General features: G+C 44.9%; 10 protein-coding genes. 5 read left to right on the top strand and 5 right to left on the bottom strand.

The window, feature by feature from the left end; genetic code table 11:
* The first annotated feature begins 62 nt into the window (after positions 1-62).
* Together KFE98_20360 and KFE98_20355 are read left to right on the top strand one after the other, a co-directional pair.
* Positions 63-2,366: a TonB-dependent receptor gene (locus KFE98_20360; protein UTW62326.1), complete on the top strand. Its 2,304-nt coding sequence runs from the start codon at positions 63-65 to the stop codon at positions 2,364-2,366.
* A 102-nt stretch (positions 2,367-2,468) separates the two neighbouring features.
* Positions 2,469-3,725, top strand: coding sequence for a PepSY domain-containing protein (locus KFE98_20355; GenBank protein UTW62325.1), 1,257 nt, complete (start codon positions 2,469-2,471; stop codon positions 3,723-3,725).
* Between the two features lie 7 nt (positions 3,726-3,732).
* On the opposite strand, the gene KFE98_20350 is transcribed toward KFE98_20355, so the two are convergent.
* Genes KFE98_20350 through KFE98_20335 form a run of 4 tightly spaced genes read right to left on the bottom strand, consistent with a single transcriptional unit; the run spans position 3,733 to position 9,861 of the window.
* Entirely contained in the window at positions 3,733-4,458 is a 726-nt protein-coding gene (locus tag KFE98_20350; protein UTW62324.1) for a hypothetical protein, read from the bottom strand.
* Positions 4,455-5,798 (bottom strand): exosortase N, encoded by a 1,344-nt coding sequence (gene xrtN / locus KFE98_20345; GenBank protein ID UTW62323.1) that lies wholly within the window; start codon positions 5,796-5,798, stop codon positions 4,455-4,457. The genes KFE98_20350 and xrtN overlap by 4 nt, the downstream gene beginning before the upstream one ends.
* Positions 5,799-8,324 (bottom strand): XrtN system VIT domain-containing protein, encoded by a 2,526-nt coding sequence (locus KFE98_20340; protein ID UTW62322.1) that lies wholly within the window; start codon positions 8,322-8,324, stop codon positions 5,799-5,801.
* A 10-nt stretch (positions 8,325-8,334) separates the two neighbouring features.
* Positions 8,335-9,861, bottom strand: coding sequence for a DUF4173 domain-containing protein (locus KFE98_20335; protein ID UTW62321.1), 1,527 nt, complete (start codon positions 9,859-9,861; stop codon positions 8,335-8,337).
* A 325-nt stretch (positions 9,862-10,186) separates the two neighbouring features.
* Here KFE98_20335 and KFE98_20330 point away from each other — a divergent pair, with 325 nt between their 5' ends.
* A complete protein-coding gene (locus tag KFE98_20330) occupies positions 10,187-10,966 on the top strand; it encodes a response regulator transcription factor (protein UTW62320.1) in 780 nt (259 codons plus the stop codon).
* Complete coding sequence (locus KFE98_20325; GenBank protein UTW62319.1) at positions 10,939-13,923, top strand: histidine kinase; 2,985 nt, start codon at positions 10,939-10,941, stop codon at positions 13,921-13,923. Before KFE98_20330 ends, KFE98_20325 begins: the two co-directional genes overlap by 28 nt.
* Here the strand turns inward: KFE98_20325 and KFE98_20320 are convergent.
* Positions 13,920-14,675, bottom strand: a complete 756-nt coding sequence (locus tag KFE98_20320) for a LytTR family transcriptional regulator (protein UTW62318.1) — start codon at positions 14,673-14,675, stop codon at positions 13,920-13,922. The two genes, KFE98_20325 and KFE98_20320, sit on opposite strands and share 4 nt — an antisense overlap.
* Positions 14,676-15,074: 399 nt before the next feature.
* On the opposite strand from KFE98_20320, the gene KFE98_20315 reads away from it, so the two are divergent.
* Positions 15,075-15,770: a carboxypeptidase regulatory-like domain-containing protein gene (locus KFE98_20315; protein ID UTW62317.1), complete on the top strand. Its 696-nt coding sequence runs from the start codon at positions 15,075-15,077 to the stop codon at positions 15,768-15,770.
* The last annotated feature ends 5 nt before the right edge of the window (positions 15,771-15,775 follow it).

The raw sequence follows: 15,775 nt of genomic DNA, 5'->3' as shown, positions 1-15,775 counted from the left end.
ATTCGAATGTGGCCCATCCTTACCTGCACCGGCTTTTACCCCCTTTTTTATAAACCTAAGTAATGAAATATCTATTCTTATATTTTCTGTTGTTCTGGGTAGTAAGCCCAGTGTTTTCCCAAACGGTGATCAGCGGATCCGTAACCGATTCTGAATCTGGAGAGCCCTTACCGTTTACCCATGTATATAATGTTAGAACCCAGCATAAAACAACGACCGGTTCGTTAGGCGATTTTAGCCTCGAGGCCCAAGTGGGAAGTGATACCCTTGTCATTTCCTTTCTGGGTTATGAAACCCAAAGAATATTGGCCACTCAATCGGTTTCTGTTGTATTGGAGCCGGCTGCGCTCAAGCTGAACGACGTGATCGTAAGTGCCAATCGAGAAGAGGAGAAGAGAACGGACATGCCGATCGCTATTTCCAGTATCTCCGCCAAAACCATCGATGACAACAAGCCGACTAGCATCGATCAAGTGCTCAACCAAACCCCTGGGGTATATATGGTTGATCTCGGAAATGAGCAACACACTATGAGCATCAGACGGCCGATTGATTACGGAGCCTCATATTTGTACCTCGAAGACGGTGTGCCCATTCGGGCCTCAGGGGTGTTTAATCACAATGCCCTGTTGGAGATTAATATGGCCAACGTACGCAAAGTGGAGATTATCCGAGGGCCCTCTTCCAGTATGTATGGAAGTGAAGCCATTGGTGGCTCGGTCAACTTTATTAGCAAAAGAGCTTCGTTGAGACCTACCGCCAGGGTACAGATTCAGGGAAATTCTATTGGGTACAAACGAGCTGATTTTACGGCCTCCAATACCTTTAAGAAAAAGTTGGGCATTCGCCTATCTGGTTACTATGCGGATCAAAAGGATGGTGTGATTTCCCACAGCGATTTTCATAAGCTGGCTCTTTCCCTGAATACGAACTACCGGATTTCGAAAAGCTCGGAAATTCAATGGAATCAGTCCTTCATTGATTACTACGCGGATATGTCAGGATCTCTGGATAGCTCCGATTTTTACAGTAAAACTTATAGTTCCAATCAAACCTTTACCAACCGTAAGGTGAGAGCCTACCGAAGTACCTTGAGTCTGAAGCACTACTGGAAGGACAATTCCAAGTCTACCGTCACGGGTTATTACCGCAACAACTCCATCAAGCAAAATCCATCTTACCGGGTAAGAGACGATTACAAGCCCTGGATTCCTTCCGGACAACCTGGATTGGCCCATGGAGAGGTGAATGAAAATAAGTTTTCAAGTTATGGGCTTATCGCTCAGCACAAGAAGGGCTTTGACTTTTTGAACAGCAGTTTGGTGGTTGGAAGTAGCATTGATTACAGTCCAAATGCCTATCAGGCCGAATACATCCGCATCCACAAAGAGGATGGTAACTACACCTCGTTTGATGAAACGGATAGCCTATTGGCGGATTACCTTGCTGATCTGACCAACTTTGCGGCCTACGCTCAACTAAAGGTTGAACCCGTGAAAAACCTACAGGTAACCGGGGCTCTGCGTTACGATTTCTTCAACTATTCTTTTGACAACCATTTGGGAAGTAATGCATTTACTTCGGTGTTGGATGGTCAGAATACGTTTGCTCAATTGACACCTAAATTGGGTTTAACTTATAACTGGACGAAGTATTTGGGAACTTATGCCAACTACGGTAGAGGTTTTGTTCCTCCACAGGTAACGGAACTCTATCGAGGAAATGAAGTTCCTGCACTTAAGCCGGTTCATTACAACAACTATGAACTCGGAGGATGGTTAACCTTTGCACGTCAGCGAGGCAAATTGGAGCTAAGCTTGTACCAAATGGATGGGATTAATGAGATCATTTCTGTTTTGCAAGATGACGGTTCTCGCATTCGACAAAATGCCGGTAAAACCAGTCACCAAGGTATCGAGTACGGTTTAACGGTTTTTCCCATCAAGGATTTGGCCGTTCGCTTTAGCGGTACTGTCGCCCGTCACGAGTTTGTAGATTTTAAAGAATCGGGAACTGATTTTTCTGGAAATCGTATTCCTCAGTCTCCGGAATGGATTGCCAACTCGCAGGTAAGTTATGCACCCTCTTATTTCCCTGGATTCAGAATCAGTTTGGAATGGCAGCACGTAAGTCCCTATTTCATGGATCAGGCCAATACCAAGACCTATGAGGGGTATGATGTATTTAACCTAAGAACCGGATACACCTGGAAAGGAATCGAAGTGTGGGCTCACGTGATGAACCTTACGGACGAATTGTATGCTACGGTGGCTCGTGCCAATCAATGGGGGCAGTCCTATTCCTTGGGTAAGCCTCGATTCTTCACCTTGGGATTGTCTTATTCTTTTAAGTCTAAGAAGTCTTAAGGATACAGGCTCTATAATCCCGGAACCGAATCGGATCTGGGATGAGTGAAATCTAAGATTAATCGGGAGGCAGTTTTTTCTGCCTCCCATATCCCAAAAACTATGAACCAAAAATTGTATCCCTGGATTTGGAAATGGCATTTCATTGGAGGATTGCTGTGCCTGCCCGTCGTTATTCTTCTATCCCTAACTGGGAGTATCTACTTGTTTAAAGACTATTACGAAGAGCCGCAAAGAAAATCGCTTATTCAAGTGAAAGAATCCACCCATCCGTTAAGCTTGCACGAACAGTGGCAATGGGCCAGGCAGCATTGGGACAAACGTCCGCAGGCTTTAGTCATTCCCCAGTCTTCAACAGAAGCCACCGAGTTTACCTCTGGCCGTTTCTCTGGAAAGTCCAGTCTGTTTATCCACCCATCTCATGGAGAAGTGGTGGGGAAAATACAGGTTAATCAAACCGATATGTATAAAGTGAGAAAGCTTCACGGCGAATTGCTCTTGGGTGCCTATGGTACCAAGGTGGTAGAGCTTGTTGCTTCCTGGATGGTGGTGCTCCTGTTATCTGGATTGTATCTTTTTTGGCCCCGTAAAGTTGGTTGGAAGGGCCTATTTAGAATTCGAACGAACGGCCCCAAGCGACTCATGTACAAAGATCTTCATGCCGTTTCTGGTTTTTGGTTTTCGCTCATCTTATTACTGATATTGGCTGGCGGATTACCCTGGACCGATGTTTTTGGAACGGGCTATAAATGGGTTCAGCAAAAAACGGATGCGGGTTATCCTGCTGAATGGAAAGGGAGATCCTTTCACTCTCAGATAAATGGAGAACCCTTGACTTTGGATCAAATGGTGGCTCAAGCCCGAGAATTGAATCTGCCGGGAACGGTGAGTGTTTCACTACCTAAATCAGAAAACAGTGTATTTAGCGTGTCCAACGAATCCAGTCAATTGAGTTCGCATGCTGTGTATCATTTCGATCAATACTCAGGCAAACAGTTGTATCACGGTACCTGGAGTGATATTGGCTTAATGATGAAAACCCGGCTTTGGGTCATGGCTTTTCATCAAGGGCAATTTGGATGGTGGAATTGGCTGTTGGTTCTATTCACTTCGCTTGGATTAACCTTTTTGAGTATTTCAGCTATCCTGTCTTACCTGGCCAGAAAGAAAAAGGGGAAACTCAGCATTCCATCCGTTCCCGAGTCGGCCAAGCCTGGATTTTGGATTTGGATGGTCCTTATTTTGTTGGGGATACTGTTGCCTTTGTTCGGCCTTAGTGTTTTGTTTCTAATACTTGTTCAACTGCCCAGGTGGATTGCGGATCAGGAGCTTGATTTTTGGTCTGGAAATCAGATATAGGCCGAAACTATTTTGGGCCGGTCTTTCTTCCAAGATACAATCGAACAATTCCGCCCAGAATTAAAAGGATGCCGGGTAGGTAGATTTCGCTATAAATCCTTTGGGGTACGAATTGCCCTCCGGCCTCTTGTTGGCAGGGGGAGCATAAGAATACGGTCCAGCCTTGATCCGGGTACTGGGCCAGGAGAAAGGCTCCGTATTCCCATACCCAGGAAAGAATGACCAGAAAGGATCCACTAATGAGCAAGGTCCATCCCTTAGAATCGGGCCAGGACCGTTCTCCTTTAGAATCGATGTGAAGCATGAGGGAACTTAAGAGGATCATGAGCAGGGCCACAAAAACGGGTCCCCATACAGGTCCTACCCACATGATGGGAACCAGAAAGAGAACATCCCAGGTGGCCAAACTTTGTGGCCAACCGAGCAACAAGTAGAGGAATACGTAGTAAAAGATGTCCCAAATGGCAAAGGAGTAGAGAAACCAGGCAAATCGTTGAGCGCCATTTCGTCCCACAATCCATCCCACAGAAACCAACATGAGGATGGTGGCTATTTCCCGAAGAAATTCAGTGATGGCAACAGATTCATGAATCAGGTTCAGCGGGAAGTCAAATCCCTCTGGGTAATACAGCTGCCGTAGATAAACAACTACAGCCGATTCAAGAAATCCCATGGAGATGGCAAAAAGGCTGACCCAAAGAAAGGATGCGCGAAGAGAGGGGAGGGCATTCATACAGAATCGGGAATAAGGGAATGAGATAATAGGCTTTGAAGTTGATGGTGTAATTCTTCTTCCGAAGAACAGGTCAGGTTGATTAATCGAAAGGAAGGTTCGCCCTTGGCCATTCGCCACCTCCAATCCCATTGAGAAATGGTTTGATGGCTACCATTGTCATACCACCAGGCGGTAAATAACTTGGAGTCGTTTTGAAGAAGTTCGGCCGCAAAAATCTGTTGCTCGCCCAGCGTGAGAATTCTTTCATTTCGGAATTGATAGCCGCTTCCTTTCCAGCAGATCAACGGGGTGTGGTCGGCGCCGTAAAAGTGGACTCCGGGTTTTACGTAAATCAGGGCCAGATCATTTTCGTATTGAACAACCTGGTGATCGTTAACCTTTCGGGTAAATCCGGGAAGCTCCCGGGTAGCAAGCTCCTGTTGTTTGGGGCGATTTCTAAACTCGTCCCGGTTTATATTGATCCCTGTCAACAGCCCAAGAAGAAGCAATGTCATCAAAACACCATTGCGAAAAGGAGCAGAGCGGTGCTGAGTCTTGGCTTCAGTCGGTTTGCCCCAAAATCGTAGAAAACCATAAGTCAAACCCAATAAAGGAAGCAAGGTGTAGACCAACCAGGTGACCAGGCCAATGATTTCGTGTAGCGGCGTTTCAGGCATGGCTCGAAAAAAGACGATGAGTACAATGCGAATCAGGTTGCCTATCAAAACCAGTAAAAGGGAAAGTAAACCCCAAGCGGGAATAAAAGAAAGCGGTAAGAATTGATTTCGCTTACGCTGAAAGTAGGCCAGAAAAGCCAAGCCCAGAACAAAGGTGGTATTCATCAATTTAAGTCCCATACATTCAGGATCAACCCGAAATACTTCCTCTCCCAGCAGCAGACGATTTCCTTCCGCGACCAGGTTTGGCTCAAACCACCGGCAACAAAACGCGGCCCATTGAGTCAACTCCAGGCGAAGGGGAAAACCAATGACTTCCATGGCAAAAAGCGCAAAGGGGGAGGATACCAAAAGCAAAGCCATGGGTAGGTGGTTGATTTTTCCCATCCAATGGTCGATGATAAAGAGTACAAAGGAGCAAAAGCCAAGGAAGAAAAGGGATTGAACTTTTAGCACCGGATACAAGGCAAGCAAACCCACGCTTAAAACAGCATAACGCCAAGACCCCCGGTGATGGCGCTCAACCGTTATACATACGGGAAGCGCCATCAGGGTCAGGATCAAATTAAAATCGAATCGCAGGTAGTAGGAGAGGTTTTGAAAACTCAGTAATGCTCCTACCGCGATTAGAAGGATGGGACGGGTGGTTGAGACCACTCGATTGGGTAAATTCAGGATCATTTAGGTTAATCGTTTGATAAGAAAGCCAAACAGAATAACACCGGCCAACAAAATGAGCGCCCATTCGTGAGGTTCGGGAACTGCTCCAGATTGATGTTTACTGGCATTTTTCAAACCTTGCTTGTTTTTATCGATACCAAATCTTTTGTAGTCATTTTCGGTCTCCAGGGCTACCAAACTCGAGATAGGAGTGACTACAAATGCCTCGGCTGCTTCCTCAATAAGTGGGTCGGGAATCTCACGACTTGCCACAAAATAGGTTCTGCCGGATTGGTGGAGAACATGGTTGTAGGCAAAGAGGCGCATTACATGATCCGGAGCATTTCCTGGAAGAGCCGAGTCTACTTCTTGAATTAGCAATCGGGAGCCTGGTATTTCAATTTGCCGATCGCTGTTCAAGTAGGCCTTGAATTGGTGCTTGTCTTGCATTTCACGAGCGTAATACACTGTTCCCTGGGTGGCGTTGAAGAGCCCAAATTCGAGAAAGGTTTTGTAAAGGGGCGAGTATTCGCCCATTTCAAGCAAGTGGATGGGTGGGACCTCTTCTTCTAAACTGGCAAGCAGTTTTTTTCCAAATGGAGAATCTCTCAAATCGGTTAGATTGGGACCCGTCGACGATGATTTAGCGACAAGAAGAGAGGTTTCTGGACATTCTATTTCGAAAAAAGGAAAACAGCTGAATCGCTTTTGAAGGAGCTGAGAGAAGAGTTTGTGTTGGTTTTCAGGAGTTACCTGAATCATTTTATTGCGGTGGACATAGATATCCTGTTCGGCGTAAGTCTCCAACAGGTAATCCCATTCTTCCTGAGTCCATTGTCCATTAACATCCAGGTAAACCCTTTCTGGAATAAATGTGGATAGGCTATCGGCACCATCGACTAGTTGGTAATGGCGATTTTGAAAGGAAAAGGTGGAAGAACTTAAGGGAACGGATTTTAAGATAAAATCCTTGCGCTTGCCGTAATTGGACTTCCAGGAATACATGCCGTCCTCTAACTTAGGGCGGGTAGGTTCAAAGTGAATCCATTCTGTGGGATGATCGCTAATTACCTGAAGGCTACAATCTTCGGGAGCTTGATCGGCATAAGGTCCTTCAAACCAAATATCTGGGATGAACAATTGCTCTTTTCCAATCTTAAGGGGAACGGTAAAGCCCACTTTGAGCTCTCTTACCTCCTCCGGAGTGCAGGGATATACCGTAACGGTCACTCGATTGCCTTCTTGCCAGTGAACCAGGGAAGGATCCCGAGGTCTTCTATTTACCGGGCGCACTATGGAACGGTAAGCCGTATCCGCTTTGTGACGGGTGGTTAAGCGTCCCATTTCTTCCCGCCCTTCAATCACAAGAGACATGGACGTAACCACAGCTCCTTCTGGAACATGAAAGGTGTAAAGTGCTTCTTGATCGCGACCGTTTCCAGAGTGTTCTATGAATAGCTTTTTCTCGATGTAAGCTAAGCGGTATTCGGGATAAATATCCCAGTGCGATTCCATTTTTTGGGTTTTGAGATTGCTACCCGACCACAGCTTTCGATGGGCAAGGTGACGTTTGTTCCTCAAAAGACTCAACATTTGAATGCGTTCATTTTGGGTAAAATGAGGCGTTCCAACCATCGATTTAGCGAACCATACCAGGGGATCATGTTGCCGGTTTTCACCATAAGAAGTACCCGCTACGTTGAAGTCGTTCCAGGCCAACCAACGGTGATCGTATTGCAGATCGTAGGCCAGCATTTTTTCAGTGATGCCGTCGTTGTTCAGGAATTGACTGGCCACCACCCAGCGAGGTAAATCGGCGGATCGCAGGTGAGCCTTTTGGCCGGAAGTAATCAAGGTGTCTTTGGCGACCGACCATTGGATCAAAAAGAAAATCAAATACCCTACAGGGAGCGCAATCCCCAAGGCCAGCCACCAGCGTTCGGCGGCATCCAATTTCATCTTAATCGCTTGACTGATGTAGGAAAAGAATAGAATAGCCGGGGCCAATAGGTGCAGGGATAATCCCAGAATAAAAAACAAGATTAGCCCGATACCAGCCATCGGAAGGAGATAGGTAGCAAAACTCAACGATAAAACCATCCCCATCCCGATGGTAAAAGCTACTGGTATCCGGGCCCAAATAGGTAAATCCCGATAAAGAATATTCATGGCCAGCGGAAACAGCATGACCAATAGATAGAGGCGAACCCACAGAGTGAAATCTGAGAATAATCGCAGGGTGAGGTTGAAGGAAAATGCGCTTATGCAAAACAGGGTTACAGCGATGAGAAAAACCTGACGATCAACGCGAAAAGATCGAAGCCCGCCTGTGAATAGAGTATGCCCCAAGGTGGAAACAAAATACAGTGCAGCGATGGCGTAGTTTAAAACGAAAAGACCATCTCCCTTTAACTTGTGATCTCCGATAGGGATCCATCCTGACCCAGCTAAAAACAGAGCAAGAGATACCAGGATCATTCCTATTCCAACCCTTTTCCAGCCGACTAAATTGTCGGTAAATTCTTTGGTGTTTTTTGACGTAGACATGGCTTAGGGTTTAGTGATAGGTTTGGGCTCCAAAATGGTGATAGGCTCGCATGTCCTGATAATTCCAGGAAAGCCAGGACTCGGATTCATAGCGCTCCTTGAAATCCTGAATTCGACTTTCCAATTGGTAGTGGAAGTTGTTGTTCGGCTGTTGCCAGTTTTCGATATCCAAAATCTGCCGATTCTGATCGAGCAGAGGCAGTGTCTTGTCAGATAACGAAACCAGAAACTCGATATCCAGGTTTTGGGGATAGGCCAATTTGAGGTTGTGTCGAAGAATAATGCCATCCCAGTTAAATAGGCTTATGGCAATGAAAGCCGCATAAATGCTCCAGCTATTCCAACGAATAAGGTAGTAAGCCGACTTGCGATCTTTTACTTTTAGTACAAGCGTATAGAGGCCAAAAAGCACCAAGGTGAGAAAAACGAAAACGCCAATTCGCTTGTAGGCCAGGCCATAGTAATGAATGTATTGCAAGTTGCGAATGGCCACAGAGATTACCAGTACCGCATTTTGAAGAATCCACAGGTAGGTGAGTGGTTTGAGTTGATTTTGAAAGGGATAAAAGTTTTGATTTCTTCGGTAGAAATACAAGATGAGCGACATCGAAAGCAGGATGCTGAAAATAAGAATGTAGGTACCCTCGTGCACATAAGCCGTTAAGTCGAAGTCGCCCTTGTATTCGAGACCAAACCAGCCCCAGATGATGTCAATCAAGTTAACGGCAACCAGCAAGAGATTAACCAATACCATCATGATTCGAGCCGTGCGGTTTTCGTTTTTCAAGGCGATGAAGGAGTGTTTTGGATGGCTGGAAGTGGTTGCTTGGGAAGTGGAAACGGGCTTTGGGCGATTGGGACGAATACGTTCGATGATGTTTTTCATTCTGGATTCAAGCTCTGCAAACTTTTCGGAGTGTTGGGAGTAGAGTGCCCAGAAAACCAACGTGAACCCACTTAGAAAGAAGAAGATCCGTGGAAAGGAAAGGACTTCATACAAGTGCTCCAGATAGGCTCCAACGTAATCCAGGAAATCCGTAGAGAAATCGTAGAAGATGGGGTTGGCCACTCGAAAGAGAATGAAGAATACGGCCACAACGATTAGTGGAAAAACGGATAGCTTCAAGAAGCGCAACAATCCTTTCGCCGGAATTCCCTCAGGCTGAGAATGATTAATCCCATCGCGCATATTCTTTGGAATTAGAAGGAGATTGTGCACCAGGGTGGGTATGGCGTACCAAATGGATTTGAGGATCTCTCGTCCTGCTTGATTGGCAAAAGTGATGAGCAATACCATGGAAAGGATATGAATCACGACAGACATGGTAGAGTGGATAAATAGTACGGAAAATCCGGTGAGTAGAGCGCCTAAGGCTAAGACTTGAACATGCCTGTCGGTTTTGACGAGCCGGAATGGAACGGCGAAAAGGGTGAGGAAGAGTGAGAAGAGAAAGAGGTTGATTCCCAGACTTTCTCCCCAGAAAACGTAGTTGAACAAAAGACTGCCGAGTAGGAGTCCGATTACTTTTCTTTTCATGTTGAGTTTTGTTTTTGAAAAGTACTTTGAAAAACAAAGTTTATAGTTAAAAAAAGAGACAACCCTCTGATTTGGATCCGTTTTCATCGGATTGTCATGACCATTAAAAGTACTTTGAAATACAAAGTAAAAGAAAAAATGTTCAGAAATTCAAATAGGGGAGGCAAAAAAATGAGCTCATGTTCCTTTATCTAAAAAAATAGACCGTTTAACTAACAGCCCAAACCTCGGAAATTGGAATCTGTTTATCCAATTAAATGCTCCTTGAAAGCAATCATTTTGTATTATTGAAAATCACCCATCCCGGACTCAACGACCACTGACTATGGAAATCAATTGTATCCTTATAGACGACGAGCCACTTGCCATTGACAATCTTCAAAACTTACTCGGCATTTACTGCCCGGAAGTAAAGGTTTTGAAAACATTTACCGACCCCGTTCAGGCGCTCAAGCAGATTCCTGAAATCGAACCTGATTTGATTTTTTTGGACATTAATATGGGTAAGCTCAATGGTTTGGAATTGGCCGAAGCTCTTATGTGGTCGAAAAGCGAGGTGATCTTTGTTACCGCTTTTAGTCAATACTCCCTGAGAGCGTTACGGGCCAATGCCTTGGATTATTTGCTCAAGCCCCTCGAGCCGCAGGAATTGGTTCGCGTGGTCAATAAATATGAGCTCAAAAGCCAGGAGCCCAATGCAGAGGAGAAAAAGGAAACGGTGGAGGCCTTCAAAGATTTTTTTGAATCCTATGGCAAAGAGGAGTTTCCGAAAAAGATTCGAGTACCTTCTCAAAATGGGTTTTTATTGGTGAATACCGATGAGCTGGTCCGAATTCAAGCCGACAATTCCTACTGTGATTTGTACTTGGCCGATGGACGAAAGCTAACGGTGAGCAAGGGGATAGGGATATTTGAAAGCATTTTGGATCAACGCTGGTTTAAGCGGGTACATCAGTCTCATATGGTGCACCTGAAATTTGTAGAAGAATTCACTCTCGAAAATGGTGGAGTTCTTCGGTTAAAAGACGGAACGGAAGTGATGATTTCCCGCCGTCGACTAAAAAGTTTCAAGGAGAGTTGTTCAGAATTGTTTACGGGAATCTAAGTCCAAGTATAGGACTCGTACTTACTTTGCTTTTAGGGCTAACCCTGGGAGGAAATAAGGCTGCACGAGCCCAAGAATCAGTTACCTACTTTTACCGACAGTTTACCCTGGCCGATGGCCTGCCTACCAACAAGGTTTATTCCTTTGCTCAAGACAAGGATGGTTTTTTTTGGGCGGGAACCGATAAGGGGCTATCCTGGTTTGACGGCGTAAGGTTTCACCCCTTATCCGCTGCCGATGGATTTAATTCACTGAGCTGTGAAGACATTGTTTTACTACGGGATTCCTCTCTTGTTGCTGTTGGGGTGTCACCGATGAGGCTGTACTGGCTCAAGGAAAATAAGGTGGTAAAAAGTATCGACCTGGGGCCCAAATGGTGGACCTCTCTGGGAATGGCTTATAATCCCAATTTAAACTATCTCTCCTATTCTTCGGGTAGATCTGCCCATATCTATGACTTGAGTGAGGACCGGGCCTATTTTTTCCATGATTTACACAAAGAACTATTCGCACATAACTACGCTTTGAGCGACACGAGTATGCTCCTGTCTTACGGGACCAAACTGGGGCTCTATTGGTACACCAACTCTACTTGTGAAGATTCTCTCATACCCGGAACTGAGGGGATGAAAATCATGGCCTTGAATCATTATAAAAACAACGAATTGGATTTGTTTACCAGCCGAGGCTGGTACCGCATAGACCTGAATGACAATTATCGGATCACCACGATTCGCGACAATTTTGAGTCCTTTAATAAACTGAACCATACAGCTTATTACAAGGGTAGTTTATGGTACACGTATTTTGGGAATGGAGTGGCTCAACTATTTCCCAGTGGCCGGTTTGCCAATGTGAATGATTACTTCCATTTTGGAAATATTCAAGTCAATAATTTACACAAAGACAACAGCAATAACTTATGGATTTCGACTCATGGTAAGGGGTTATATGTGGTGTATCACTCACTGATTACAAATTACTCTATTGTTGATGGACTGCCCTCAGATTACATTACTGATATGGACATATCTGAAGAGGGTAAAATATGTTTCTCCACCAATAAAGGAGCGATGTGGATTACCCCTGACGATAAATTGACTCCGATAAACTCTCAATTGGTTTCCTCGGTAAAAAGGAAAAAACCAATTAACACGACAAACTTTGATGACAAGTTCATCATTGAGGTTGATTACCTAAAAGGAAATTGGCACATGTCAGTTAACTCGGCTGACTTGGTTTCTCATTGGGTTGATGGGAATGATACCCTTATTATTTCTAGCTATTCTTCCATAGGTCTTCGAAGTGATTCTCTTCATATTCTAGGGCACTGGAATTTTATTCGATCCGTACAAATTGCCAATGGGAAATACGATGTTTTACTGCCTCGAACTCATCTGAATGGCCCTGAAAGATTAAACGATATTCTGTACCGGGATTCGGTTTCTTCGTGGGTGGCCGGAAAAAAAGGACTTTATATCTACGAATATGGTGACCGAAATCCAGGCCTGAGGTTGGTCAATGACGAATTTCCCGGTTTACCTAAATCGCCAGCCAGTTTGGTGATTGAAGAAATGCACAATGGTGCCGATGGTTCATTGTGGTTGGCTACCTCCCTTGGTTTGTATCAGTTGAAAGAGGGGCAATGTCGCCGATGGGGAGGATTTACCGATTGTAGCACCGTGGACCAGGATGCCGAAGAACGAATTTGGGTGGGGACGAATGATGGCCTCTATCGTTTAGATTCTGCCGGATTTGTGAAATTTCATGCCGCTTCTGGCCTTATTAGTGATGAAATCAATAAAGTCATGTACGACTCCATCCGCAATGTGCTTTGGGTGGGTACGGTTTCCGGACTATCTAAATTGGATTTGAATCTATTGGGATCGGAATTGGAGCAGCGCAATCCTGTTATCATTCACCAGCTGGAGGTGATCGGAGATACCAGTTATTCCTCACCCCAATTTCAGCAATTGGATTATACCCAGAATGGAATTCGGATCAGTTATTCTTTATTGGCCTCATCCAGTCCTAAGTACCGCCAGTTTGCCTATAAGTTGATCGGCGTTCATAAGGAGTGGATTCCGACCAATGCCAGTTCGGTTGAGTTCACAGCATTGGCTCCTGGTGAGTACACCTTTACGGTGCGGGGGAGGGTAGAAGGAGGAATTTGGAGTGAACCGGCCAATTATCGGTTTTCGATTACGCCTCCCTTCTGGAAAAGGAATTGGTTCATTTTAGGTTCGCTTTTGATTGCACAGTTGTTGATCGTTTCGGTGCTGTTCCGCTATTACCGAGGACGTATTCGCAAAATTCGTCATCATCAGTTGCAAAAAGACCGTATTCGATCCCTGGAGCAAAAAGCCAGAAATGCAACGCTCAATCCACACTTCGTGTTCAATGCACTCAACTCCATTCAATCGTTTACTGGTCGGTCGGATAAGAAAGGAACCATCGAGTTTATCGCCGATTTTGCCCGATTGATTCGGACTAACATGGACGTTTCCGAGCATTCACACATTACCATTGCCGAAGAGATAGAGCGCCTCACCTTGTTTATGAATATTGAAAAGAGAAGGCTCGGAGGTCGTTTTGATTTTAATATTCAAGTTTCGGAGCAGGTAGACTCAGAAGAAATTCTCATCCCCAATATGATTCTGCAGCCGGTGGTTGAAAATTCCATCTGGCACGGAATTGCTCACTTGGATCGGCCTGGAAAGATTGATCTGGTATTTGACCTCCACAGCACCGATTTTCTACTCATTCACATTACCGATAATGGAGTAGGGCTTCAAAGCAATCATTCGCGGCCCGGACATTCTTCCAAAGGAGTATCCCTCACTCGTCAGCGTCTTGGCTACTTTTCTCCGCTCAACCGCTTTTACCTCCATCGTCTTATTCATCCTGACGGAAGTTCTGCAGGTACCCGAGCCGAATTTTTGATTCAGATCGATTAGCTTGGAATTCCGACAGCCTGAAGCAATTGAGAGCGTCTGTCAGAAGCGATTTCCACCCTCAAATCTTCACTCAGCACTAAGGTGTTGGTGGCCTTGATCAACTGCTTTATATGCCGGCTATTGATTAAATGAGAGCGATGCACCCGAATGAAACCATGGTTTTTGAGAAGCCTTTCATAATGCATTAGCGTTCTCGATGTAGTTATCGATTGCCCTTCTTTTAACCGCGCAGTGGTGTAATTGCTGCTGGCTTGAAAACAAATGATATCGTTCAGATCAATAAAGTGCACCGATTTTTGATCGCCGAGTGCCACCTTCTGAACACCTTGCCCTCGATCGTTGAACCCTGCCATGACCAACTGTTCGGCGGGCGATTGCAGGGGTACATGTCTCAGGGGTTGGATCAGGGCCAAAACCAGGGCGAAAAGCTTTTCCGGATTAATCGGCTTGTTGATCGTAAGAATGTTTTGTGATTTATGATTCTGACTAAATCGGCTTTGGTTGCTGGTAGCCACAATCGTACGATTCTGGTACGAGGCCAATGAATCGGAAAAATGGGTTTGCAAGGTTTCCCAAGCCCGTTCGTCAATCACCAATAAAGTGAAGGAGTGTTCCAGGTTTTTGTCTTGCATAAAACTATAAGGATCCTCAAAGCTTCGGGCTATACGAATACTCGGATCCGTCCACAAGGGATGAATTGGAGAGAAGGCCTGATCGGAAATTCCGATCAGTGCCAGAGAATAGGGTTGCATAATGTTAGTTCTTAGGGTGGAACGTTAATACAGGGGGAAAGGGGAAATTTGATACGTATTAATCGTCTCTAAAGAAGGAGCAACCGAAAAAAGATAGGGCACTTTTCATGAGTCAACAGGTTTAGTAATAAAATTAGGTCTTTGTTATCCTAAATTTAGTCAGATTTCTGGGCAAGAGGGTATCTTCTTTCCGAATGAACCTCGAATGTTTCCGTCTGGACGGATTTAACTTTAGAACCTCCGGTTAGCTTGAAAAACAGACCGTTTGCAAGAGTTCAGGCCACCTATTCCAACCGGACAAAAAATTTTTTTGTGAATTTTTTGTGGAATTTCTAAAACCAACCATCCTAACTATCAAAGGCCTTTTCATTTGATGTTGAACCTCTAAAAAATGAAGCTATGAAATACTTAATCTCAATTCTTACTCTCACATCTTTCATGTTAGCCTCCACCTTGTTACAGGCAACCGGATCGATTAAAGGAAAGGTTTTTGACCCTGATGGATTACCAGTAATTTCGGCCCACGCATATGTAAAGGTGGGAGCCAATATTTATGGATCTCAAACCGATATCGACGGACGATTTACGATCAAACCTCTTCCTACCGGGACCTATACTTTAATAGTAACTTTTAGTGGGTTTGACACCGTAAAAGTTCAAGAAGTGGAAGTGCTGAGTGGCCGAATTACTATCATGAAGGATATTCACATGAATTACCGAACCCTTGGAGTTTTTGATATGGTCTATTACAAAGATTTGATCATTATAGATGAACCATCAGTACAAACCATCGATGCTGAGTTTATCGATAGACTGCCATACAAAGGAGGAAACATGCTGGAACTGGTCAGTGCCATTAGTTCAGAAGTGAGTCAGCCTGAGCCTGGTGGAGATGTATACATACGTGGTTCCCGTTCCGGATCAGTTGTTTATTTTGTGGACGGCGTAAAGACCTTTGATGGAAACCAAGGAATTCCCGGAGCGGCCATTGGCAATATGCGGGTATATACCGGCGGAGTGCCAGCTATGTATGGGGACTGCTTAGGCGGAGTAATTGTGGTAGAATCCAAAAGTTACTTCGGCAGCGGACGATAATGAAA

Source organism: bacterium SCSIO 12741, from assembly GCA_024398055.1.
Classification (GTDB): domain Bacteria; phylum Bacteroidota; class Bacteroidia; order Flavobacteriales_G; family Salibacteraceae; genus SCSIO-12741.
This window is presented reverse-complemented; position numbering and strand designations above follow the sequence as displayed.

Coding starts and splice junctions, on each gene's coding strand:
- KFE98_20340 (UTW62322.1), bottom strand. CDS start 8,324: ATGTCTACGTCAAAAAACACCAAAGAATTTACCGACAATTTAGTCGGC.
- KFE98_20355 (UTW62325.1), top strand. CDS start 2,469: ATGAACCAAAAATTGTATCCCTGGATTTGGAAATGGCATTTCATTGGA.
- xrtN (UTW62323.1), bottom strand. CDS start 5,798: ATGATCCTGAATTTACCCAATCGAGTGGTCTCAACCACCCGTCCCATC.
- KFE98_20335 (UTW62321.1), bottom strand. CDS start 9,861: ATGAAAAGAAAAGTAATCGGACTCCTACTCGGCAGTCTTTTGTTCAAC.
- KFE98_20330 (UTW62320.1), top strand. CDS start 10,187: ATGGAAATCAATTGTATCCTTATAGACGACGAGCCACTTGCCATTGAC.
- KFE98_20360 (UTW62326.1), top strand. CDS start 63: ATGAAATATCTATTCTTATATTTTCTGTTGTTCTGGGTAGTAAGCCCA.
- KFE98_20320 (UTW62318.1), bottom strand. CDS start 14,675: ATGCAACCCTATTCTCTGGCACTGATCGGAATTTCCGATCAGGCCTTC.
- KFE98_20315 (UTW62317.1), top strand. CDS start 15,075: ATGAAATACTTAATCTCAATTCTTACTCTCACATCTTTCATGTTAGCC.
- KFE98_20350 (UTW62324.1), bottom strand. CDS start 4,458: ATGAATGCCCTCCCCTCTCTTCGCGCATCCTTTCTTTGGGTCAGCCTT.